Genomic DNA, 24,052 nt, shown 5'->3' with positions numbered 1-24,052 from the left:
TTAATGAAGCCTTTGCCGGAGCTAAGCACGTCAAGTGAACTTACTGTTCCGCTTGGGCTTGTTACGACAATATCCGATGTACCGCTGTTGTCGTAAGAAGAGGCTGAGCTGGAACCCAGTAAGATGGTCTCACCTTGTTTGGCGTAAGCGTAAAAGCTGGTTGCCCGCTCAATGCCAGCCAAATAAGTCCCTGGAGCCCACTCGATAAACGGACGGTTTCCTCCGTTCTGGACGAGCTCCCTGCTTCCTTCAGCCTGTGCGCTTCCAGTCCAGCTGGACCAGGAGAGGAGCGTTAACGTGAAGAGGCCTAAAATTATTCCGGACAAGCCGGATAGTCTTCGTTGCAACCCCATATTCAACTCGCTTTCTGTAAATGATTTAGTGTCTCCGAATTAACTGATCACCAATTAATAATTCTATAGAAAGAGCATTGAATTTACTAGATGAAAAATGAGAATTTTGTCGTAATTTATCTATTTCTTGTCGTAATTTACCGATTTAATGAAGGGATAATTAATTAGTTAATAATGGATTAATGAATTAGGAAAATAATCCTCGTCTATGAGAGGAGATAGGATGGCCGATTGGATAGGAGAAAGGTCAACATAGATGAAGCCAATCGGAAGCCATTGGAGGGGACACGCTATTAAAAAGGGAAAGGGGTGAACCGCCAGGTGGAGCCGGATTGGTTCAATATTGACTATTTAAAGCAGGGAAGCGCAGTGCAGCGGGAGGTGTTTGAACTGCTGCAAAAGCATGAACTGCTGAGCAGGCTGGCGCCTTACGATCCTGTGCTGGCCGGCACAGTGCCTATCCGGATTGATGTTGAGGGCAGCGATCTGGATATTATTTGCGAGGTGCGCGACTTTGGCGCTTTCGAAGAGCTGCTCGTACGAAGTTGGGGAGATTATCCTGGTTTCAGGCTCAGCCGAAAAACCGTACTTGGCCTCCCCCGGCTCAAGGCCAATTTCATCTGCGGTTCGCGGCCGGTTGAAATCTTCGGGCAGCCGCTTCCCGTCCGGCAGCAGAATGCCTACAGGCACATGGTGATTGAGCACAGGCTGCTGAGTCTGTTTGGGGCTGAATTCCGGGAGCAGGTCATCCGCTGCAAGCGCCAGGGGCTGAAGACAGAGCCGGCATTCGCCGCACTGCTTGGGCTGGACTGCAAAGGCAATAAGAGCAGCAGGCTTGACCCCTATCAGGCCCTGCTGGAGCTGGAAGAGCGGAGCGATGCAGAGCTGCTTCAATTGACAGCCCGATTCTGACAGCCGGATTCGAACCGTTCAGCAGAGACCACACTGTCTACTTAAAGCAGCATCACTGCCGCCGCCGCCAGCCGCCAGCCGCTAGCCTCCAGGCAAAATAGACCCTGGCATTTGTGAGATTTTCCAATTTAATTCCATCTGCTAGGTTTCTCGTACAAACTTACATAGATTTACAAAAAATCAGACTTCTCCTAATTTTTCCGTGATAGGATAAGAGGCACATGTGGACGGAAGTTGTCCGCCGAACCATTTTTCTTAAGGAGGAAGGGTATGAGGGAGAAGCATTCAAGTTGGAAGAAGAAGCTGCTGGGCAGTGCGCTTGCGGCGGCGGTGGCCTTACCGCTTCAGCTGTTCGGGTTTGGCCCGGGACAGGCGGCTTTCGCCGAAGGACCGTCCGATCCTGCGCCGTATATCGAAGCAAAAGTGGTGAACGAGCATGCAGGCCAGAAAATTTTGTTCGACAACACCCATGAGCAGACCGCCGGCGCGGCTGACTGGGTCATTGATGGTGCTTTTTCCGATTTCGGCAATGCGCTTGCGCAGGAAGGCTACTATGTGAAGGAACTCCGCAAGACAACCCCGATTACCTTAAGCGACCTCAGCGGTTACGACGTGTTTGTCGTGGCTGAATCCAATGTGCCCTATAAAGCAAGTGAGCAGCAGGCCCTGGCTGATTATGTGGAAAATGGCGGCAGCATCTTCTTTATCGCCGATCACTACAATGCCGACCGCAACAAGAACCGCTGGGACGGCTCCGAGGTGTTCAACGGCTACCGCCGCGGCGCCTGGGACAATCCAGCCAAAGGGATGAGCACCGAGGAGGCCAATTCCGAGGCGATGCAGGGCGTCGTCAGCTCCGACTGGCTGGCGGATGAATTCGGCGTGCGCTTCCGCTACAACGCGCTGGCGGACATTAATGCGACCAATATTGTCGCTCCGGACCAGGCCTTCGGCATCACGGAGGGCGTGTCTGCCGTCGCAATGCATGCAGGCTCCACACTTGCCATCCTTGATCCAGCCAAAGCCAAAGGCATCGTGTATCTGCCTGAGACGGATGAAGCCTGGGCCAGCGCCGTTGACCAGGGCGTATACGAAGGCGGCGGCACAGCTGAAGGCCCTTATGCAGCCATAGCGAAAAAGGGTGCCGGCAAAGCCGCCTTTATCGGCGACTCCTCGCCGGTGGAGGACGCCACGCCGAAGTATCTGCGTGAAGATACCGGCGCGAAGAAGACGACCTACGACGGCTTCAAGGAGGTCGACGACGGCAAACTGCTGGTGAATACCGTCAACTGGCTGGCCAAGAAGGAGAGCTACACGGACTTTACGCAGGTGAACGGCCTGCAGCTGGATCAGCCGACGACGCTGCTTTCGTTTGAAGAGCCGGCGAATTCAACGGAGCCGCAGGCCGAGCCTTGGGCCGCGCCGGATGCCGGCTACAAATGGTACGACCGCTCCACCTTCAAAGCGGGCTCCTATGGCGGGCCGGCGGCGGCGGCGAGCGCCGTGTACGGGTTAACGCACCAGGCGACACTGCCGAATGCGGCGGATTTCCAGATCCGCGTAACCGCAGATAACCTGCCTGCGGGCACAACGGTCTCCGGATTCCAGCTGGGCATCTATCTCGTGAGCGGCGGGTCGCAGATCGCCATGGTGCAGAACAGCGATGGCACCTGGCCGGCAAGCTACGGTTACAGCACGGCCTTCAGTCTGACGGCTGATATTAACGGCCATGCCTACAAGGATCTAACCGTCCGCCTCAAGCCGGGCACAACGGCGGCAGCCAATCTGCGCCTGCGCCTTAATGGCACGAACCTGAAGACGGAATCGGTGACGCTGGGCAATGTGCCGGCTGAACCGCTTCCGGCGGAAGAAGATCCGATTCCGGCAGCCATCTCCATCGGCGAAGCGCGGGCCAAAGCAGCCGGTTCGCTTGTGACAGTGGAAGGCGTCGTCACGACGGAGCCGGGCATTTTTGGCGGACAAGCCTTTTACCTGCAGGACGAGACAGGCGGCATTTATGTGTACCAGAGCCAGAGCGGCTTCCATGCCGGCGACAAGGTTAAAGTAACGGCTTCCACCGCTTTATATAACACCGAGCTGGAGCTGACAAGCCCGGCTGCGATTGAGAAGACAGGCACGGCTGAACTGCCGCAGCCTGCCGCGGCAGCTGCCGTAACAGATGCGAACCAAGGCCAGCTTGTGGAGCTGGACGGCGTGGCCGTAACGAATATCATCAGCGCGACGCCAAGCGGCTCCTTTGAATTTGATGCGGTGGCGGCAGACGGCACAAGCAGTCATGTGCGGGTGGACGCCCGGACAGGCCTTACGCAGGACAGCTTCCCTTACAAGGAAGGCCAATCGCTTGATATTAAAGGGGTAGCGGCTATTTTTAAAGGCGTCTATCAGCTTAAGCCGAGAAACCTGGAAGACTTCTCTTTAGCCGGTGAGAGCGGCGCGGCTCCGGTAACGGAAGCGTCTTTGTCCGCGGAGCCGAATGGCGCAGGCTGGTACAGCCAGGCTGTAACCGCATCGCTCGCAGCTGCTTCCCCGAATGGAGCCGGGGCGGTTATTTCCTACAGTCTCGACGGCGGTGCGGCGGCGGTTTACAGTGAGCCTGTAACCGTCAGCGGTGACGGCGTTCATACGCTTAGCTATTATGCGGTCTCATCCTCCGGCCTTGCAGAAGAGCCTAAAGAACTGCAGATCAAGATCGACACCACCGCGCCTGAGGCCCGGCTGACGGAATCCGGGCATGCGGTCGGCGATGTGAGCGGGGAGGATCAACTTACCTTTGAACTGGAGAGCAGCGACACCTTGTCCGTGGTGGCGTCCGAGCAGCTTCTGCTGGACGGCCAGGCGATTGCAAGCGGCCAAAGCATTAATGCCTCTGATTTGAGCACAGGCACCCACACGGTAAAATATACGGTGACCGACAACGCCGGCAACACGGCGGAGCAAAGCTATACCTTCCAGGTAACCGGCGCCACGCTGGCCACAGGCGTTCCCGGCACACCGGTTCTGTCCTCGAACAGCGGACACAAGAACGGACTCAGCGACGGGAATTTCACCGTCACCATGAATATGTGGTGGGGCAGCAACGGCACGACCTACAAGCTGTATGAGAATGGCGTGCTGATCGACACCCAGACGCTGACCGACGCTTCCCCGTCGGCTCAAAGGGCAAGCACGGACATTCAGGGCAAACCGAACGGCACTTACGTGTATACCGCTGAATTAACCAACAAATTCGGCACCACATCCAGCAACACTTTAACTGTAACGGTCAAGGACGCTTCCCCGGGCAAGCCGGTGCTGTCCCAGGACAACTGGGACGGGGACGGCAGCTACAAGGTGACCATGAATTTATGGTGGGGGACGAACGGCTCGGAGTACCGCCTCTATGAGAACGGGGTGCTGATCGACACCCAGACGCTGAACCCGAACACGCCGTCGGCGCAATCGGCTTATACCGACATCAGCGGACGCGTCCCAGGCACTTATGAATACCGGGCAGAGCTGATCAATGCGGCAGGAGAAACGAAGAGCGACACCATTAAAGTAACAGTGAGCAAGTAAAAAAGCTTCAGGCGCTTCGCCGGCAGGCCGGCGCCTGCAGGTACAGGGAGAGCGCAGCCGATTCGGAGGCTGCGCTCTCTTTTTCATAAAGAATCACTTCCGCTGTTCATGCATTTCTTCCTTATGCCGTCCTTCTTGTTCCTCTATATTGCCTGCTGGAGAAGGTGCAAGAGGTTTCCTTGTAGAATAGATTAGAAAATAATACAATATTCGTGCAATTCTGCAAGTTAATTAGAGGAGCTCGGAAGGAGGCTGGCGTCTTAGATGGAAGAGTACACGTTCATGGACTATATCGCCATAATCGGGAAGCGGAAATGGTCCATTGTTCTTATTGTGCTGGCCGTAACGCTGGGTGCAGCGGTATACACCAAATTCATGCAGCAGCCGGTATACCAGGCCTCAGCCAGATTGTTCATCAACAATACAAGCACTTCGCAGGACAAACCTATGGACATTAACGATGTCATTTTCCAGCTGCAGCTGATGACTACCTATAAAGAAATCATCCGGACCAATGCCATTATGGATAAGGTAGCGGAGGAGCACCCGGAGTTTGGCATGACAGGGGACCAGCTGATCGGCAAATTGGCCGTCAGTTCGGCAGAGAACTCGCAGGTGATGACTTTGCAGGTTGAGGATCCTTCCTACCGCAGAGCCGCCGAAATTGTGAATGCGGTTTCACTGACATTCAAACAGGAGATTCCCATCATCGCCAAAGTTGACAATGTGTCCATTCTTACAGCGGCAGATTTGAGCAAGAACCCGGCTCCTGTGAAGCCCAACTTTAAACGGAATGTGGCTTTTGCCTTTATTGCGGGAGTGATCGGTGCGGTCGGGCTGGCTTTTCTGCGGGAGGTTATGAATAACACGCTGAAGAGCGAGAAGGATGTAGAATTCGTTCTGGGCCTGCCGACACTGGCTGTTATTGGACCCCAAGGGAGCAGATCAAGAAATGGACGGGCACGGAAGAGAAGACTTGATAAGCAGGGAGAACAGCACAATGTCACGATCGACTAATAAAAGGGCCATCGCCGCCTATAAATATCCCCACTCCGCTGAGGCAGAAGCCTTTCGCAAGCTGCGCACAAATATTGAACTGAACAGCGTGCAGCAGCCTTTACAGACTCTCATGGTCACATCGTCCGAACCGGGGGAGGGCAAGTCTACCGTTGCAGCCAATCTGGCGGTGACTTATGCGCTGGCAGGGCAAAGAGTGGCCTTAATTGATGCTAATCTCCGCAAGCCGGTGCTTCACCGGACCTTTGCCCAGCTGAATGGCTGGGGGCTTGTATCCGTACTGAACGGCCAGTGTGCTCTTAAGGATGCCATTTACGATACGGAAATTGACCAACTGAAGCTGATCCCCTCCGGACCTGTTCCCCACAATCCGACAGACCTGATCTTATCCAATGTGATGAGATCAGCGCTTGCAGAGCTCAAGGAACGTTTCGACCTGATCCTGTTTGACAGCCCGCCTGTGCTCACCTTTCCCGATGCGCAGATCTTATCCATGCACTGCGATGGGGTTATTCTGGTGGTCCGTTCAGGAAAGTTAAAGCAGCCCGCTGCAGCGAAAGCCAAGAGAGATTTAGAGCATGTCAATGCGAGAATCGTAGGGGCGGTGCTGAATCATTTTTCAAATAGGTCAAAAGGCCTTATTCATTTATAATTAAAAAGAACTAGTGTTAATTTGATACCAGGAATATGTAACTAATTGAATATAAAAGCTAGAGTCTATGCGACTAAAGAACAATTGTCGAATTTTCCCAAGCATGGTACTATTGAGTTGTCAAAAATCTACATAAGCAGGCAATTTATAGGGGGAATTCGTCATGGTTGGCCGTTCTGCTAGGAAGTCGATCCTTGTTGTCACCGATATGATAATTGTCTTAACCGGGATCTGGAGCGCTTATTTCTTTCGCTTTGGAGGCGAAATTTCGGACAGTTATTTGTCGCAAATGTATGTATTTTTGGCTATTGGCACGATTGGCTATTCTTTATTCATGATCAAATTCAGGCTTTATAACCGCATATGGCAGTATGCCAGCATCGGGGAACTGGTATCCCTGTTTAAAGCCGTCCTGTTGGGATCGGTTTTTTCGTATATGCTAGTTTTATTGAGCAACAAGAAAGCGGTTCCATTATCCGTAATTATACATACGTTCGAAACAGTATTGCTTATGACAGGCTTGACCCGCTTGATCTGGAGATTGATCGGAGACAATTATGAGCACCGCCGTAAGGGAAGACGCAATACGCTGCTAATTGGCGCGGGCAGCTGCGGAACGATGGTAGCCAAGGAAATGAAGCATAATTCTTCCTCCAGAATGTACCCAAGTGCCTTTATCGACGACAACCGAGCCAAGCACGGCTCCAGCATTCAGGGCGTACAAGTGATCGGCGGCCGGGATAAGATCGTGGAGGCCGTAGAGAAATACAAGATTGAAGATATCGTCATTTGCATGCCTTCGGCATCCAGGAAAGAGATTTCTGAAGTCATCAAGATAAGCAAGTCTACTTCAGCCAGTATCAAGATTGTCCCGCAGATTCATGATCTGATCGAGGGCAAAGTCGCATTAGAGAAGATTAGGGATGTAAATATTGAAGATTTGCTGGGCCGGGAGCCTGTGAAGGTCGATTTGAAGGGCATTGCTGAATATGTATCGCGAAAAATGGTGCTGGTCACCGGCGCAGGCGGCTCCATTGGATCAGAGATTTGCCGCCAGATTGCGGCATATGAACCGGAGAAGCTGATTCTGCTCGGGCATGGCGAGAACAGCATTTATAAGATTGAGCAGGAGCTGAGACGCAAGCACCCCGGGCTGGCTGTCCAGCCGGTCATTGCCGACATCAAGGAACGCGGCGCGATCGAGCAGGTGTTCAGGGAGTACGGGCCGCAGGTTATTTTTCACGCTGCTGCGCATAAGCATGTGCCCTTAATGGAGAAGAATCCGGCAGAAGCGATCCGGAATAACGTGTTCGGAACGAAGAACATAGCGGAATGCGCCCACCAGTTCCATGCGGAGAAATTCGTCCTGATCTCGACCGACAAGGCGGTAAACCCGACGAGCATCATGGGGGCGACGAAGCGGATTGCGGAGACGATTGTGCAGAGCCTGGGGGCAAACAGCGAAACCCGGTTTGTCGTTGTCCGCTTTGGCAATGTGCTGGGCAGCCGGGGCAGCGTGGTTCCGGCCTTCAAACAGCAAATTGCAGAGGGCGGGCCAGTGACGGTAACGCACCCGGAAATGACCCGGTATTTTATGACGATTCCGGAAGCGGTAAACCTGGTGATCCAGGCGGGCTCTTATGCCAAAGGCGGCGAGATTTATATTCTCGATATGAAGGAGCCGGTGAAGATTGTGAAGCTGGCGGAAGATTTGATTTCTTTGTCGGGTTACAAGCCTTACGAGGATATCGAGATTGTATTTACCGGCATGAGGCCCGGAGAGAAGCTCTATGAAGAACTGCTGCTGGATGAAGAGGAGCTGTCAACCACCTTACATAACCGCATCCGCGTCGGCCGGCCGGTCAAGACGACTATGGATGAATTGAAACTGAATCTGCTGCGGCTTGAGAAGTGCCTTGAGCAGCCGGCAGAAGATATCGTGACAGTGATCTCCTCTATCGTCCCTACATACATAGGTTTTCAGAATCAGCCGCTTCACCCGGAAGCGCAGGACGATCCGTCCCAAATCGGCAGAATGTCTGTGCCGCTGTACCATCAGAAACGGCCTGCCAAAGACATGGCTATCGCCAAGTAAGCCGGTAAACGGTAAGTAAGCAAGCCGGTAAACGGTAAGTAGGCAAGCTGGGACGGTCAGAAGGCAGCTTTGTTCCGGAAGCCGGGCATATTTGAACGTAGAACATATTATGAGGTGTCTTCTTCCATGTATTCAAAACTCAAGAAACTGGCAGATATCAGTGCAGCCATAGTCTTATTGCTCGTACTCTGGCCGTTCTGTCTCATCATCGCCGCTGCCATCCGGATGGATTCCAAAGGGCCGGTATTCTTTAAACAGAAACGGATGGGCCGTGGCGGCAGGCCGTTTACCATTTTTAAATTCCGTACGATGAGGGTCGAGGCCGTCAGGGATGGAAGAAAGCTGGCCGATGTGGAGCGGATGACGAAGCTGGGCAATTTTCTGCGAAAAACAAGCCTGGATGAAATTCCGCAGCTGGTCAATATCGTGCGCGGCGAAATGAGCTTTATCGGCCCCAGGCCGCTGCCGCTGGAATATGCGGGGAGCTATTCGGCAGAGCAAATGAGGCGGCATGAGGTGACGCCGGGCCTTTCCGGCTGGGCGCAGGTGAACGGAAGGAATCAGATCGGCTGGGCTGAGAAGTTTGACTACGATCTCTATTATGTGGATCATCTCAGCTTTCTGCTGGATCTGAAGATCCTGTGGCTGACTTTGTGCACGGTAGCTGCAGCCCAAGATGTAAATCATTCGGCCATGCTTACGATGCCGGCTTTAACCGAAGAAATCCAGCTTGCGAACAAGGGTGATCATCATGCCTGAGTTACTCATGCGTAAATTACTCATGCCTAAACTACTAATCCTGGGCGCAGGCGGGCAGGGAAGAGTCGCGGGAGAAATTGCAGAGTTAATGGGCTGCTGGAAGGACATCGCTTACCTGGACGATAATGCCGGGCTGACCAGCGTGGACGGGTTCCCGGTCATCGGCAGGCTGAGTGATTATCAAGGGCTGAAGCATCAGTTCAGCCACGCCTTTGCAGCCTTCGGCCATAATCAGCTGAGAATGGAATGGATAGCGGCCCTGACGGCGGCGGGATTTGAAATACCGGCTTTGATCCATCCCCAATCGGTCGTAAGCAGGCGGACTGCAGTCGGCGCGGGTACCCTGGTCATGGCCGGTGCGGTGGTTAATCCCAATGCCCGTATTGGTGCCGGAGGAATTCTAAACACGCAATGCAGCGTAGACCATGACTGCCTGCTGGAGGACGGGGTCCACATTTCGCCCGGGGCGCACCTGGGGGGAGGCGTGCAGGTAGGGCGGCTCACCTGGATTTGCATCGGGGCAAGCGTGTCCAATCATCTCATCATAGGTGCCGGTTCCATTATTGCTGCTGGAGCGGCTGTGGTTCAGGACATTCCGGATTGTGTTCTGGCGGCGGGAGTACCTGCACAAATCAAGAAAAAGCTCATCTAGGGGGACATCCAACATTGAAGAATTCCAAGCTTATCCCGCTGTCGGTGCCTAACCTCTCCTTAACTATATTAGAGAATGTTAGAGAGACGATTGAAACAGGCTGGGTTTCGACAGGCGGCAGATTTATCACCGAATTTGAAGCGAAAATAGCAAAGTATACCGGCGCCCCGAGGGCGGTATCGACACAGAGCGGCACGGCTGGCCTTCATCTGGCTTTGCGGGTATTAGGCATAGAACCCGGGGACGAAGTCATTGTCCCGTCCTTAACCTTCATTGCCGCCGTTAATCCGGTCCGTTATATGCAGGCCGAACCTGTGTTCATGGATTGCGACGACACCCTAAACATGGATATGGACAAGCTGCAGCGGTTTCTGGAGCTGGAATGCGATCAGGTGAACGGGCAGACGATCAACCGGCGGACCAAGAGACCGGTCAAAGCCGTTGTGGTCGTCCATGTCTTTGGCAATCCGGCGAACATGGACAAGCTCATGCAGCTCAAAGAGCAATACCATTTGCACGTCATTGAGGATGCAACAGAAGCGCTGGGCTCCTATTATCTTGCAGGCAGATATGCCGGACAGCACTGCGGTACGATCGGCGACATCGGGGTCTACTCTTTTAACGCGAATAAGATCATTACGACCGGCGGGGGCGGGATGATTGTATCGCCTCATGAGGAGTACCTGGAGAGAGCGGCTTTCCTGGGTGTACAAGCCAAGACCGATCCTCTCTATTTCATTCATGACGAAGTAGGCTATAACTACCGGATGACCAACATTCAGGCCGCATTCGGAACCGACCAGATCGACCAGCTTGAAAGATTTATTGATGCCAAAATCAGCAGCTACCGGCTCTACCAGGCAGCCATAAGCGACATCCCGGGGCTGGAGCTGTACCCCTTCAGGCCGGACACCCGGGCCAATCACTGGTTCTACTCTCTCTACATAGATGAACAGCAGTATGGACTAAACCGGGACGAACTCCTCCGGCAGCTGAACGAGAGGCACATTCAGACCCGGCCCTTGTGGGGCTTGGTGCACAAACAGAAGCCGTACCGGGGCTGTCTCGCTTATGAGATCGAGAATGCTTGCAGGTTTGAAGACAATCTGCTGAATATTCCCTGCAGCACCAGCCTGCTTGAGAGCGAGCTGGACCAGGTTGTTGAAGCGCTGAGGACGCTGGGGGGAACGAGATGATGAGGAAGAACATTTGGATGCTCAATCATTATGCAGCGAATATGTTCAGGGACCAGGGCGGAAGACATTACTGGTTTGCGAAAAATCTGATCGGGCAGCATGCCTGCAGCCCAACGATTTTTTGTGCCTCTACGATCCATAACTCCTCCGATGTGATTGAGACGGGCAGAAAGAAATATGTGACCGACACGGTGGACGGCATTCCCTTTGTGTTTATGAGGACGCCGCTCTACACGGGCAACGGCAGGTCCAGAATCCGGAACATGATCAGCTTCTACCGCAGTCTGTATCCGGCCGCCAGAGCATATGCCAGATTGAACGGCAAGCCGGATGTCATTTTAGCCTCAAGTGTTCATCCATTAACGCTGGTTGCCGGAATCAGGCTGGCCAAGGAATTTGGGGTGCCGTGCATATGTGAAGTGCGGGATCTGTGGCCTGAAAGTCTCGTTGCCTATGGCTCGCTGAAGAGAGAGAGTCTGCTCGCCAAGCTCCTTTATCAGGGGGAGAAATGGATCTATAAGAAAGCGGACGCCGTCATTATGACCTGGGAGGGCGGGAAGGATTACGTCATCGGGCGCGGATGGTCCAGGCAGGTAGACCCGGAGAAGATCAAGCATATCAACAACGGCGTGGACATCGAGCTGTTTGACCAGAACGCGGCAGCTTATCCGGATGTGGATGCCCGGCTGGAGGACAAGCGGTTCACGAATATCGTGTACACGGGTTCGATCCGGAAGGTCAATCAGGTGGGGCTGATCCTGGACGCGGCCAAGATTATTCAGGCCCAGGGAGCCGGGGAGCTGCGCTTTCTCATCTATGGAGCCGGCGACGAAACAGAGCTTCTGCAGAAGAGGTGCGCGGAGGAGAGCATCTCTAACGTTATTTTTATGGGCAAAGTCAACAAACAATCCGTACCGGCCATTCTCAAATCGGCAGACATCAACCTGCTTCATTATTCCAGCACTTCTCTTGATCAATACGGCCAAAGCCAAAACAAATTATTTGAATACCTGGCAGCGGGAAAATGTATCGTACAAACCTATTCGCCAGGCTACAGCATCTGCGACCGGAACGACTGCGGCATCAGTGTCGCCAATCAAACTGCGGAGGAGATCGCCAAAGCCATTCTTACAGCTTATCAAGATAAGGATAGAAGCTGGGAACTGGGCCTGAATGCCAGAAGGACGGCTTATCAATATGATTTCAAGCGGCTGACGCAGCAGCTCGTATCCATCATTGACGAAATTGACGCGAAAGCAAGCGGGACGGGATATGGGAATTGACCGGAGTACAGGGCGAGTACAGGAGGAAAATATGCGGCTGCAGGTACTGGTATCTACCATGCATCAAACTAATATGAGCTTGCTTGATAGGATGAATCTGGGGGCCCGGGCTGTTGTGGTCAACCAATGCAGCGGGGACGGCGTTCAGCAGCTGGAGCACAAGGGATACGGGATTCACTGGATCAATTCGTCCGGGCGGGGCTTGAGCCGCAGCAGGAACATGGCTCTCAGCCATGCAGCGGAAGCCGTCTGCCTGCTGGGAGATGATGATCTGGAGTACAGGGATGGCTGCGAGGAGATCATTTTGGAGCAGTTCAAGCGGTATCCGGAAGCGGATGTGATTACGTTTCAAGTAGAGGGGATAGAAAGGCCGTTCAAAACGTACCATCCGGAACCCCGCAGATTAAATTTCCTGACCTCCATGAAGGTCTCCTCAGTCGAAATCGCCTTCCGCCGGGAGAGGCTGGAGCAGTCAGGCATACGTTTCAAGGAGCAGTTTGGGGCAGGCGCTGTTTATCGCATGGGCGAGGAAAATATTTTTCTGGCGGAGTGCCTGAGGAAAGGGTTGAAGATCCAATACGTGCCGGTGAAGATCGCGGATCTCCATATCGGCGATTCCTCATGGTTCAAAGGGTACGACCGCGATTATTTCATCAGCAGGGGAGCGGCCTTTACCGCGATGTCCAGGCTTCATTCCTTAGCCCTGATTGTCCAGTTTGCAGCAAGAAAGCATGGGCTGTTTAAAGAGGAAATGTCCCGGCGGGAGGCTGTGCGCTGGATGCTGGAAGGAAGGCGCCGCTATCTGAGGGGCGGGTAGAATGGCTGGCGGGGCGTCGAGGACAGCCGTGACTGCCGGGACACCGGGACATCCAGGACATCCGGGACATCCGGGACATCCGGCCAGCAGCAACCATCTGTCATACGGAAATGAGGCATCAATGGATGAAGATATTTTTCGTCGGAGATTTCAAGAATGATACAGGTCCGGGGATCGCAAATAAGCTGCTTCGAAAGGGCCTGGGCAGCAGCAGGAGCTATCTGTATTCAGAGGGGCACGGCAGAATCGGGCGTGTATTTGAGATCATATGGAAGACCCTGAGGTCCGATTGCGTCTGCATGTGCAGCGCGTCAAGGAGCAATGCGCTTGTGATCAGAGCGGCACGGCTCCTGCACAAGCCAGCCTATTATGTCATGCACGGTTACCAGACGTTTGAACAGAAGCGGAATAACCCGCAAATATCCGGGCAGAAGCTTCAGCAGATTCATCATTCTGAAGCATTTATTTTTAAGCATGTGAACAAGGTGTTCTGCGTCTCAAAGAAGTTTATGGAGTACATGAAGCAGGCTGAGCCGGAATACGCCGATAAATTTGACTACCATTACAACGGGGTAGACCTGGAGCAGATCGAGCAGGGAATCAGCGCTTCTCAAAGCGCAGAGCCGGCCCGGGACCAGAATGATCAGCATAAGAACCACCGGGACAAGAACCCCCGGCAAATTGTATCCATCGGCGGCGGGATGCCGCAGAAGAATAATCTCACCGTCTGCCGCTCCATTGATCAATTGAACCGGGAGAAGTCCATGGCGCTCAGCTATATCGTGATTGGCCTGCCGTACACCGATAAAGAAGAAATTTGCAGCTACGAATTTGTCCGTTACTACGACCATCTTCCGCATGAGCGCGTTCTTGAGATTCTGGCCGAAAGCGGGCTGTACATTCAGAACAGCAGCTTTGAAACGTTCGGGCTGGCAGTTGTAGAGGCTCTGCTCGCGGACTGCAGTCTGCTTCTGTCGGAACAAATCGGCATGACGGATCTGCTTGGGACGCTTCAGGAGGGGGATCGGATTGCCAATACGGATGACCCGGCTGAGATCGCGGAGAAGATCGAGCGGCTGATCAAGGAAGGCAACGCCGGCCGGCTGAAAGCGGGGCTTGAGACGAAGGAAATCGGGTACCGGCAGGCAGCAAGCGGATTGGTTGATAAAATAACCGCTGCACAGGTCTCCAGCCGATGAATGCAGGAATAAGAAATGCGATCAGCAGCCGGTTGTTATTCGCGATTATTATCGTGAATCTGGTGGCCTTTTTAAATATCCGTATCTTCAGAATGTACGCGGGGCTTTCGCTCTATGGCAATTTGGCTGTGCTGCTATTGATCTTCTTTCTCCAGAACAAGGTGTCCCGCAAAGAGCAGGACGTGCTGCTGTTTGTCATGCTGTTCATGGCCTTCGGGTTTGTAACCCTGCTGATTACGGACGGCGGCTTCGGCAGTGTCCTTACTCCGGCTTACAGCGTGCTTACGTACTGGATGATCAGAAGATGCGGGCTCGACCGCCGAAGGATCAAGCTGCTGCTGATTACGCTGCTGGTTGTCCATCTGTATTGGGACATTCATTCCGTCGGCCTGTATGATGAGTTCCTGGCCAACGAACAAGGCACCCTCAACAGCAATACAGTTGGCGTGGTGCTTCTGTACAGCACGATTTATATCAGCATTTTTATCCGGTATTTGAAATGGAAAGGGTCAGGCGGCATGCTGCTTGTCCTGTACGCGGTAAGTATTTGGGCGATTTTGAACACCGAATCCCGGGGAAGCCTGATCACCCTGATCATGTTTATTGTGTTTGATACTGTGCTGCCGAAGAAGGTTTGGCGGATTAAAAGTTTTGCGCTCCTTGTCAGCCTGGCCATTATCGTTCTGGGCGTCCTCTTTACTTATGTCTACAGCTCGATGTACGAGAAGGGCATCAGCTATTCGGTGCCTTTTACAGAGAAGTCTTTATATTCCGGAAGGGAAGTTATCTGGGGCAATTTCTACCGTGAGGTTGGCAAGGACGAGGTCTCCATCTTTATCGGCTTGGGCTCCAAGGCGGATTTGTGGGAAGGGCATGAATTGAACCTCCATAACTCCTACCTTACTGTGATCACTAATTTCGGCTTTACGGGATTCATCCTCTTCTTTGGGTTCTGGCTGCTGCAATTGAATCAGTTATACAGCCGGATTTCCCTTTCAAAGACCCAGGCCCGGCTGATTATGGGATTTCTGTGCGTGTTAATTAACGGGCTGATCGAAGTGTCCATGCTGTGGAATATCGTCTACTTTTTCAATTATATGTTTATGGGATTGGCCTACCATTTATCGGATGAGGACCCGGATAACAGCAAGGAGCAAAGCGATGAACAAGATACGGCTATCGATTATCACTCCGGCCTTTAACCGCGGATACATTCTGCACGTTCTTTACGAATCGCTGCTTCGGCAGTCCAGCCGGCAGTTCGAGTGGATCGTCGTGGACGACGGGTCAGCGGATAACACGAAAGAGCTTGTGGAGGGCTGGCAGCAGAGTCAGAGTCATAGCGGCGGCTTCGAGATTGTCTATATCAGGCAGGATAACGGGGGCAAGCACCGGGCCTTAAACCGTGGAATTCCCCAGGCAAAATATGACTATATCTATATTGTAGACAGCGACGATTATCTGGTTCCGGATGCCGTGGACAAGATCTGTCAGTGGATAGGCACTGTTGACGGGAAGCCTGAATTTGCCGGGGTATCCGGACTGTGGGGGCATTCTGCTGACCGGCCGGCCGGCCAGTATCCTGCAGGGAAACCTTACGTGGATGCCACAAATCTGCAGCGCAAAAGGTTCAAGCTGCTTGGAGATAAGTCTGAAATTTACCGCAGGGACCTGCTGCTGAGCTATCCGTTCCCGGAGTTTGAGAACGAGAAGTTTCTGGGAGAGGCGGCGGTGTGGGACCGGATCGCAGGAGACGGGTACAAGCTCAGGTGGTTCGGCGAGGTGATCTGCATCGGCAGGTATCTGGATGACGGATTGACGCGGAATAACGGCACCCGAACGAAACTGGACAATTTCTCCGGTTATACGTTTGTGGAGAAGCAAAATGCGAAGCTGAGACGGTTCCCGGACAACTATCTGGCCGTTGGCAGATATATCGGGTATGCCAGGATGCGCAGCCTGAGCTACAGCGAAATCCGGGCAACGCTGGAGATCAGCCGCGGCATGCTGCTTGGGGGCCTGCTGCTGGGGCTGGCACGGACCGGAATAAAGAAGCTGAATGGTTCAATCAAAGGCCGAAAGCGCGGACTGGAATCATGAGTACCTCCAGAGCGCATCACTTCACCTTAAATATGGCATCTGGCATTCTCTACCAGGTGCTTGTCCTGATCCTGAACTTTGTGTCCCGGATCATCTTTATCCGCACGCTTGGCGTGGAGCTGCTCGGGATAAACGGCCTGTTCTCCAACATTTTGTCCGTGCTGGCCCTGGCAGAGCTGGGGATGGGAAATGCTTTTGTGTACAGCATGTATAAACCTCTTGCCGCACAGGACACAGCGAGATTGACCGCGCTGCTCAATTATTTTCGAAAGCTGTATTATGGCATTGCAGCCGTCGTTACGGTGCTGGGTCTGGCGATGATTCCTTTCCTGAAATACTTCATCCATCTGGAGCAGCCGGTGCCCCATACTACGATCTATTATCTATTGATTCTGTTTAATGTTGTGGCTTCGTATCTCTTTGTGTGCCGGACCTCCATTGTGATTGCCGATCAGAAAGCCTATAAGCTCAAGATTTATAACATGGTGTTTGTGGTCTTCCGGTTTATTCTGCAGATTATCGTGCTGCTAACTTTGCAGAGCTTTCTGCTTTATCTCCTGGTGCAGATCGCCTGTGTGCTTGCCATCAATATCATGAGCGTCCGAAAAACCGTTCAGCTCTATCCTTTCATTAACGGGAGAGACCAGCTGGACAAGGGGAGTAAAAGAGAAATCTGGAATACGATCAGGTCCTTCTTCTGGTACCAGATTGGCGGAGTGATTCTGAACAATACGGACAACATCCTCATTTCCATCCTCCTCGGCACGATATGGGTAGGCTATTATTCCAATTACAGTTTGATCATTACGCAAATCGTAGGTTTTATAGGTATCATCTTCACAGCCTTCCAGGCGGCAATTGGAAGTATCAATGTGGAGGCCAATCCGGAGCGGCAGTATTTTATGTTCCGGGTCATCAATCTGGTGAGCTTCTGGCTGCACGGCTTCTGTACCATTTGTCTGGTCCTTCTGCTTAACGATTTTATTGCGTTATGGGTGGGCAGCAGCCTGGCCATGGATGCCTGGACAGTATATATGGCGGTGGCCGTCTTCTATATTCAAGGCATGCTGCAGCCGATCGGGGCTTTCAGGCAGTCCTCCGACCTGTTCAAGGATACGAAAGCAGTGATGCTTTATGCCTCCATTATTAACCTGGCGTTGTCCGTCTGGTGGGGGATGGCTTTCGGGCTGGCGGGCATTCTGGCGGCGACCGCGGCGGCGCGGCTTGCCACAAATATCTGGTACGAGCCTTACAAGCTGTACCAGCGCTTTTTCAAGAGACCGGCCGCTTCCTATCTCCTCGGAGAGCTGGGGCATGCCGCTGTCTTGATTGGCGTAGGGACTTTGACCTTCCTGGCCGTTCAAGGCATCCATCTTTCGAATCCGTATCTAAACTTTGGAAGCAGGCTGCTGGTATGTGCTGTCGCTGTCAACACCGGGTTCTATCTGAGCTTCCGGAAGACGGAGGAATTCAAGTATGTGCTCGGCAGAGCGGTTAATCTGGTTGTGAAGAAGGCCGGCAAAGCGGCATAGACTGGAAGGGCCGTATTAATGAAATGGTCAAGCAAGTGGTCAATTAAGTAGTCAAGATTGTTCTGAACAAGAAGGAGCTGATACGGTGAAAATCGCGATTGCTGGATCAGGTTATGTAGGGCTGTCCAATGCAGTCCTGTTGGCGCAGCATAATGAAGTCGTTGCCCTGGACATTGTCCAGGAGAAGGTCGATCGGATCAATAACCGCATATCGCCGATTATCGACAGTGAGCTTGAGGAATATCTGGCGGCGAGGCCGTTAAATCTGACCGCGACTACGGATGCCGAGAAGGCGTACAAGGATGCGGATTACATCATTATTGCGACGCCGACGGATTATGATCCCGGTAAAAATTACTTCAACACCGGCTCGGTGGAAGCGGTCATTGAGAAAGTGCTTGCCATCAGTCCTGACGCCGTAATGGTGATCAAGTCGACGGTGCCGGTCGGGTACACGGAGAGCGTGCGCAGGAAGTATGGGACGGATAACATTCTGTTCTCGCCGGAATTTCTGCGTGAAGGGAAAGCGCTCCATGATAATTTGTACCCCACCCGGATTGTAATTGGCGAGCGTTCAGAGCGGGCGGAGCGATTGGCCGGCCTGTTCGTGCAGGGGGCCCTGAAGGAAAATATAGACGTGCTGTTTACGAATTCAACAGAAGCCGAAGCCATCAAGCTGTTTGCCAACACCTACCTGGCCATGCGCGTCGCTTTCTTTAATGAACTGGATACATATGCCGAAGTCAGGGGGCTTGATGCCGGGCAGATCATTGAAGGCGTAAGCCTGGACCCGAGAATCGGCAGTCACTATAACAATCCTTCCTTCGGGTACGGGGGTTACTGTCTGCCCAAGGATACCAAACAGCTGCTGGCCAATTATATGGATGTGCCGAATAATATTATCGGTGCCATTGTGGACGCTAACCGGACGCGCAAGGATCATGTCGCCGAACGGATCCTATCTTCAAATCCGGGGGTGGTGGGCATTTACCGCCTGACCATGAAGACGGACTCGGACAATTTCCGGCAGTCGTCGATTCAGGGCGTGATGAAGCGGATGAAGGCTAGAGGCGTGGAAGTGATTGTGTACGAGCCGGCCATTCAGGAGGACTATTTCGAGCACTCCAGAGTGGTCACGGATTTGAATGAGTTTAAACAAGCCTCGGACATCATTGTTGCGAACCGCTTCTCCGCAGAAATAGCGGACGTCCGCGATAAGGTTTATACGCGGGATTTGTACGGCAGGGATTAGCGGGCCGGTGTATTTTTAGAGAGCAGCCTCAATAAATTAGGATAGAAAGGATGGGAAAATATGGACATTAGGCAGCTTCGGGCAGACGAATTTGATTCTAGTATCGAGCTTTCGCAGTACGCATTCGGCTACAAGCTATCGGCTGAGGACCGGGAGCAGCGGCGCACCCATTTTAAACCGGAACAGTTCTGGGGTGCTTTTGAAGAAGAGGAGCTTCAGGCGAAATTAACCCTGCTCCCGCTGGAGCTGTATATTCAGGGACAGCCTGTGCCGATGGGCGGCATCGCCGGGGTCTGCACCTGGCCGGAGCACCGGCGGAAGGGGCTCGTGAACCAGCTTCTCCAGCAGGCGCTTATCGTGATGAAGGAGCAGGGGCAGAGCTTGTCCTGCCTGCATCCGTTTCTGGTTCCTTTCTACCGGCGTTTCGGCTGGGAGATCTACACCGAATACAAGAAATATACGATTCCGGTTCAGCAGGTGACAGGCAGGTTCCATGCGCCGGGCGCGGTACGAAGAGGAGAAAGGGACCTGTCAGTCCTGGGGCCGCTCTATGAATCCTTCGCCAAACGCTACAACGGGACGCTGGTGCGGACCGCCGAATGGTGGGAGCGTTCGGTGTTTGACGAGGAGACCTATACGGCGGTTTATTATTCCGAAGCCGGCAGGGCGGAAGGGTATCTGCTCTACAAAATAACGGGACAGGAGCTCACTGTCGATGAGTTTGTCTGCCTGAACGAAACGGCCCGCCGCGGACTGTGGGGCTACCTGGCCAATCATGATTCCAAGGTGCAGCAGATTGTGGTAGACCATGTGCCTGCGGATGATCTGCTGCCCTTCCTGCTGGAGGACCCCCGCTGCAAGCAGGAGGTCTGGCCTTATTTCATGGCCCGGATCGTGGACGCTGCCGCGTTCGTAGAGCGGTATGGGTTTCAGCCTGCAGCTGACAGCGGGGACGGGGACAGGATTTTGACGCTTCAGCTGCGCGACGAATTTGCTTCCTGGAATGACGGCACTTGGCAGCTCAGCGTTAATGCGGAAGGGCAGGGACAGCTTCGAAAAATAGAAGACCCGGCGCAGGCCGCCGGCGTCTGCTGTGACATTCAGACCTTGACCGCTGTGCTGCTCGGATACAAGACGCCGCGCGAGCTGCTGCGCTATGAACGGATCGCGGGCAGTAAAGCCGGCATTGCTGCGCTGGAGCAGGTTCTTGCGCCAAGGCCGACAGCGCTGATGGACTTTTTCTAGAGAAGTGCGTTAAGAGGTGCGTTGACGAGCGGACAATTGTCAGCTATGATAAAAGTCACGAACGGACAATTGTCCGCGTATAGACAAAGGAGAGTGAAAGTTTTGGATATGGGAGCTGGGGTTTCATCCTCTGCCAAACTGGATTTAAGTAAGATTAAGAGAGGGCCGATTGTAGCTGCGCTGATTATCGGTGCGTTTGTATCGATTCTGAACGAAACGCTGCTGAACATTGCTTTTCCCGATTTGATGAAGAACTTCGGGATCGACGAGCCGACCGTTCAATGGCTGGCAACGGCTTACATGCTGGTGGTGGGCATTCTGGTGCCGATAACGGCACTGCTGCAGCAGTGGTTTACAACGAGACAGATGTTTATCGGCGCGATGACGCTGTTCCTGATCGGTACGATTATATGCGGCGTGTCCCCCGTATTTGGCATGCTGCTGGTAGGCCGGATTGTTCAGGCGCTCGGAACAGGCTTGATGCTGCCAGTGCTTATGAATACGATTCTGGCAATTTTCCCTCCGGAGAACCGCGGCGGCGCGATGGGGATGATTGGTCTGGTTATTATGACGGCTCCGGCCATTGGACCGACACTGTCCGGATTAATCGTGGAATCGCTGAACTGGAGATGGCTGTTCTTCATCATCATTCCGCTTGCAGTGTTCTCGATTATTTTTGCGGCCGTTTATTTGAAAAATGTAACCGAGCTTACGAAACCTAAAGTTGATTTTCTGTCCATCGTGCTGTCCTCGCTAGGTTTTGGCGGAGTCGTATACGGCTTCAGCCGCGCCGGTGAACACAGCTGGTCGGATACAGCGGTCATCTGGACGATTGCCGGCGGCGCAGTCTGCCTGGCTCTGTTCGTCTGGAGACAGCTTATGGCGAAGGAACCGATGCTGGACCTGAGAGCGTTCAGATACCCGATGTTTTCCGTAGTAACCGTACTGATGCTGATCATGATGATGAGCTTGTTCTCCACCATGATTATGCTGCCGCTGTTCCTGCAAAATGTACTCGGCATGACGGCCTTGGCCGCTGGCCTCGTCCTGATGCCGGGCGGTATTATCAACGGCTTGATGGCGCCGATTGCCGGGAAGCTGTTTGACAAGCTTGGACCAAGAGCATTGGTTATCCCGGGTCTGATCATCGTAGTAGCGGCGATCTTCCTGTTCTCGCAGGTGGATACCTCCTGGTCGAAGCTGCACGTTATTCTGGTGCACGTTCTGATGATGATCGGAATCTCCATGGTAATGATGCCGGCCCAGACAACGGCGCTGAACCAGCTGCCAATACGTCTCTATCCGCACGGCACAGCGATTATGAACACGCTGCAGCAGGTGGCGGGAGCAATCGGAACGGCATTGTTTATCAGTATCATGACTTCCGGAACCAAGCATTATATGGAGAAGAACGGCCCGCAGAATCCGCTCGAAGCCATGGTCTCCGGCCTGCATAATTCGTTTATGACAGGTTTCTACCTGGCGGTCGTTGCTTTCGTTATCGGCTTGTTCGTGAAACGGACGTTCTCCAAAGAAGAGGCAGAGTTGAAAGAAGGGAAGGCTGTTGCCGAACAGTAAAGAACTCGATGAACTAGCCCTGAAGATTCAGGAGACAGCCCAAACCTTGTTCGACGAGCACGGGGTCGAGGAAGTCTCCATGCACCGGATCGCCCAGGAAACCGGCATCGGGCAGGGGACGCTGTATAGACGATATCCAAGCAAAAGCAAGCTCTGCCTGTCTTTGATGGAGAATAAGTTTAACCGCCTGACAGGGGAGATCGAAGCCTATCTGCTTGAAGCGAAGGAGCTCCCGATTGTCGAGCGTTTGTCGGAGATTATGAAGCGTCTGCTGAACAATCTGGATAAGGACCTGCAGAGCATGAAGACGCTCCTCAACTCCCCGAGGCTGGAAGAAGCAACGGCGAATTTGTGTGAAATTCCTCCATTTATTTTTATCAGGGGGAAGGTACACGATCTGCTCCAGGAGGCTCAGCAGTGCGGGGAGCTGCGGCCGCTCGATCTGGACTTCACGTCCAGCTTTATAGCGACTTCGCTGAAGCCTGAGCTGGTTTTTTATCTCCATGATATGGGATATACGACCGAGCAGATCGCCGAAAAATACTGCGAGTGCGCGATTAAGCCGCTGTTCACCGCGCAACCGCGAAGCTAAACTGCAGTAATAACTTCAATAAACTCGCAACGAAACAGGCAAAGAAACACGCTCCGTGAATGGTACATTCCGGGCGTGTTTTTCTTTTATTTGCAAGCAGGAACTCGCCGCGCGGCGTTAGGCAGAAACACCCCTTCCAACATAGAAGGGGTGTTCTTATGCAGCCTGAGACTGAAATCAGGGGGCTGATTAATTTTTCGTGTAGCTGACGGAGTAGCTGTTGGTTGTGAAGTTCAATCCGGCAGGGGAAGAGGTAATTTCGAAGCCGAACTGGACGCGGTTAAGCGTTTCGTCCCCGAACCAGCCTTTGCCCTTGATCCAGTTCATAATGGCAAGAACATCGACGGTTCCGGAGCTGGTGCTGCTTGTTCTTACGAAAGAATATACGGCATTGGAGCCGTTGCTGCCTTTATAGACGTTCCAGGTATGGCCGCCTGCGCTGACATTTGTATAGGCCGGGACGGGATCGCCTGCAGCGCTCCAGTTATCCGAAATCGGTTTTACACCGCCGGCATAGTTCATCCAAAGCATGATTTCATAGGCATTATTGCTGCCCGCCCAGATGTCGTAGGCAGATTCGAAGCTGGCTCCGCTTGTGGGAACGGTTACATTAAAGCTGCTGCTGGCGCTCTTCAAAGCACTGAGCTTGACGCCAATTTCTTTGTTGCTGTTCGGATAGGATTTGATGCCGCCGGTGTCAGGATGCTGGGCCCAGACTCCCCAGTTGCTGTAGGAATTTGCCCAAATGGACTGGTAACCGGCTCCGCTTCCCCAAATATTGTTGTAGACCGTATAGCCGCCATTCGACCAGCTGGCATATTGATCGGATGAGGACCAGGCTGCGGCAAAAGCGATCGAAACGGACGAAGTAATTCCGAGCAAAAGGGTCAATGCAAACGCTGCAAATTTAGATCTCTTCTTCATCTTACATCCTCCTATAGTTTGGTATAAGGCGGCAGCAACGACTGGAAAAATTGGTAACGCTTACACAAAAGATTATATAGAGTGCTGTTCCATTAAAAACACCCTGTAAATTGTATAATTTTTCATATAAAAACTATACATTTTTTGTTAGTTTTGAATATTTGATGTTATTTCGACAAGATTCCTTATTTTTCTTGTGTGCCCTCTTTAAAAACATCCAATAAATACCGATAAAAATGGGGCTGAGCGATTTATCCAATTTTAATATTGCGTTATCTGCCAGCAGCATGAATCTACATCATAGTTATCGGGGGGAGT

Annotated in this window: 19 protein-coding genes; 18 read left to right on the top strand and 1 reads right to left on the bottom strand. The window is 52.9% G+C overall.

The genetic code is table 11. The annotated features are described in order from the left end of the window. Positions 1-662 precede the first annotated feature (662 nt). The 18 genes from FCN15_RS09745 (at position 663) to FCN15_RS09660 (ending at position 22,810) form a co-directional block, all read left to right on the top strand. A complete protein-coding gene (locus FCN15_RS09745) occupies positions 663-1,265 on the top strand; it encodes a DUF4269 domain-containing protein (RefSeq protein ID WP_238996600.1) in 603 nt (200 codons plus the stop codon). A gap of 270 nt (positions 1,266-1,535) precedes the next feature. Next, positions 1,536-4,841 (top strand): chitinase N-terminal domain-containing protein, encoded by a 3,306-nt coding sequence (locus tag FCN15_RS09740; protein WP_138494823.1) that lies wholly within the window; start codon positions 1,536-1,538, stop codon positions 4,839-4,841. Between the two features lie 264 nt (positions 4,842-5,105). Continuing rightward, positions 5,106-5,858 (top strand): YveK family protein, encoded by a 753-nt coding sequence (locus tag FCN15_RS09735; protein ID WP_138494822.1) that lies wholly within the window; start codon positions 5,106-5,108, stop codon positions 5,856-5,858. After that, on the top strand, positions 5,842-6,510 hold the full coding sequence (locus FCN15_RS09730) for a CpsD/CapB family tyrosine-protein kinase (RefSeq protein WP_138494821.1): 669 nt from the start codon (positions 5,842-5,844) through the stop codon (positions 6,508-6,510). Before FCN15_RS09735 ends, FCN15_RS09730 begins: the two co-directional genes overlap by 17 nt. A 163-nt stretch (positions 6,511-6,673) precedes the next feature. Beyond that, the gene (locus FCN15_RS09725; protein WP_138494820.1) at positions 6,674-8,605 is read left to right on the top strand and encodes a polysaccharide biosynthesis protein; all 1,932 of its coding nucleotides are present in this window, start codon (positions 6,674-6,676) and stop codon (positions 8,603-8,605) included. A 126-nt stretch (positions 8,606-8,731) separates the two neighbouring features. Beyond that, the gene (locus tag FCN15_RS09720; RefSeq protein ID WP_138494819.1) at positions 8,732-9,364 is read left to right on the top strand and encodes a sugar transferase; all 633 of its coding nucleotides are present in this window, start codon (positions 8,732-8,734) and stop codon (positions 9,362-9,364) included. 22 nt (positions 9,365-9,386) lie between these two features. Further along, positions 9,387-10,016, top strand: coding sequence for an acetyltransferase (locus FCN15_RS09715; protein WP_203232118.1), 630 nt, complete (start codon positions 9,387-9,389; stop codon positions 10,014-10,016). 14 nt (positions 10,017-10,030) lie between these two features. Continuing rightward, the gene (locus FCN15_RS09710; protein ID WP_138494817.1) at positions 10,031-11,212 is read left to right on the top strand and encodes a LegC family aminotransferase; all 1,182 of its coding nucleotides are present in this window, start codon (positions 10,031-10,033) and stop codon (positions 11,210-11,212) included. After that, complete coding sequence (locus FCN15_RS09705) at positions 11,212-12,495, top strand: glycosyltransferase family 4 protein (protein WP_138494906.1); 1,284 nt, start codon at positions 11,212-11,214, stop codon at positions 12,493-12,495. Before FCN15_RS09710 ends, FCN15_RS09705 begins: the two co-directional genes overlap by 1 nt. A gap of 73 nt (positions 12,496-12,568) precedes the next feature. Further along, the gene (locus FCN15_RS09700; RefSeq protein WP_162515335.1) at positions 12,569-13,312 is read left to right on the top strand and encodes a glycosyltransferase family 2 protein; all 744 of its coding nucleotides are present in this window, start codon (positions 12,569-12,571) and stop codon (positions 13,310-13,312) included. Between the two features lie 125 nt (positions 13,313-13,437). Next, entirely contained in the window at positions 13,438-14,511 is a 1,074-nt protein-coding gene (locus tag FCN15_RS09695) for a glycosyltransferase family 4 protein (protein WP_162515334.1), read from the top strand. After that, positions 14,508-15,713, top strand: coding sequence for an O-antigen ligase family protein (locus FCN15_RS09690; RefSeq protein ID WP_138494814.1), 1,206 nt, complete (start codon positions 14,508-14,510; stop codon positions 15,711-15,713). The genes FCN15_RS09695 and FCN15_RS09690 overlap by 4 nt, the downstream gene beginning before the upstream one ends. Next, complete coding sequence (locus tag FCN15_RS09685; RefSeq protein ID WP_162515333.1) at positions 15,673-16,611, top strand: glycosyltransferase family A protein; 939 nt, start codon at positions 15,673-15,675, stop codon at positions 16,609-16,611. Before FCN15_RS09690 ends, FCN15_RS09685 begins: the two co-directional genes overlap by 41 nt. Beyond that, positions 16,608-18,143 (top strand): lipopolysaccharide biosynthesis protein, encoded by a 1,536-nt coding sequence (locus FCN15_RS09680; protein WP_138494812.1) that lies wholly within the window; start codon positions 16,608-16,610, stop codon positions 18,141-18,143. The genes FCN15_RS09685 and FCN15_RS09680 overlap by 4 nt, the downstream gene beginning before the upstream one ends. Positions 18,144-18,228: 85 nt before the next feature. Further along, entirely contained in the window at positions 18,229-19,395 is a 1,167-nt protein-coding gene (locus FCN15_RS09675; RefSeq protein WP_138494811.1) for a nucleotide sugar dehydrogenase, read from the top strand. Between the two features lie 60 nt (positions 19,396-19,455). Beyond that, positions 19,456-20,640, top strand: a complete 1,185-nt coding sequence (locus FCN15_RS09670) for a GNAT family N-acetyltransferase (RefSeq protein ID WP_138494810.1) — start codon at positions 19,456-19,458, stop codon at positions 20,638-20,640. A gap of 108 nt (positions 20,641-20,748) precedes the next feature. Further along, on the top strand, positions 20,749-22,218 hold the full coding sequence (locus FCN15_RS09665; RefSeq protein WP_203232122.1) for a DHA2 family efflux MFS transporter permease subunit: 1,470 nt from the start codon (positions 20,749-20,751) through the stop codon (positions 22,216-22,218). Further along, positions 22,205-22,810, top strand: coding sequence for a TetR/AcrR family transcriptional regulator (locus tag FCN15_RS09660; protein WP_162515332.1), 606 nt, complete (start codon positions 22,205-22,207; stop codon positions 22,808-22,810). The genes FCN15_RS09665 and FCN15_RS09660 overlap by 14 nt, the downstream gene beginning before the upstream one ends. A 189-nt stretch (positions 22,811-22,999) precedes the next feature. Here the strand turns inward: FCN15_RS09660 and FCN15_RS09655 are convergent, their stop codons facing one another. Further along, entirely contained in the window at positions 23,000-23,734 is a 735-nt protein-coding gene (locus FCN15_RS09655) for a GH12 family glycosyl hydrolase domain-containing protein (RefSeq protein ID WP_138494807.1), read from the bottom strand. Between the last annotated feature and the right edge of the window lie 318 nt (positions 23,735-24,052).

Source organism: Paenibacillus pinistramenti, from assembly GCF_005869875.1.
GTDB lineage: Bacteria > Bacillota > Bacilli > Paenibacillales > Paenibacillaceae > Fontibacillus > Fontibacillus pinistramenti.
Note: the sequence above shows the minus strand (reverse complement) of the source record. Positions and strands in the feature narration are given on the sequence as shown.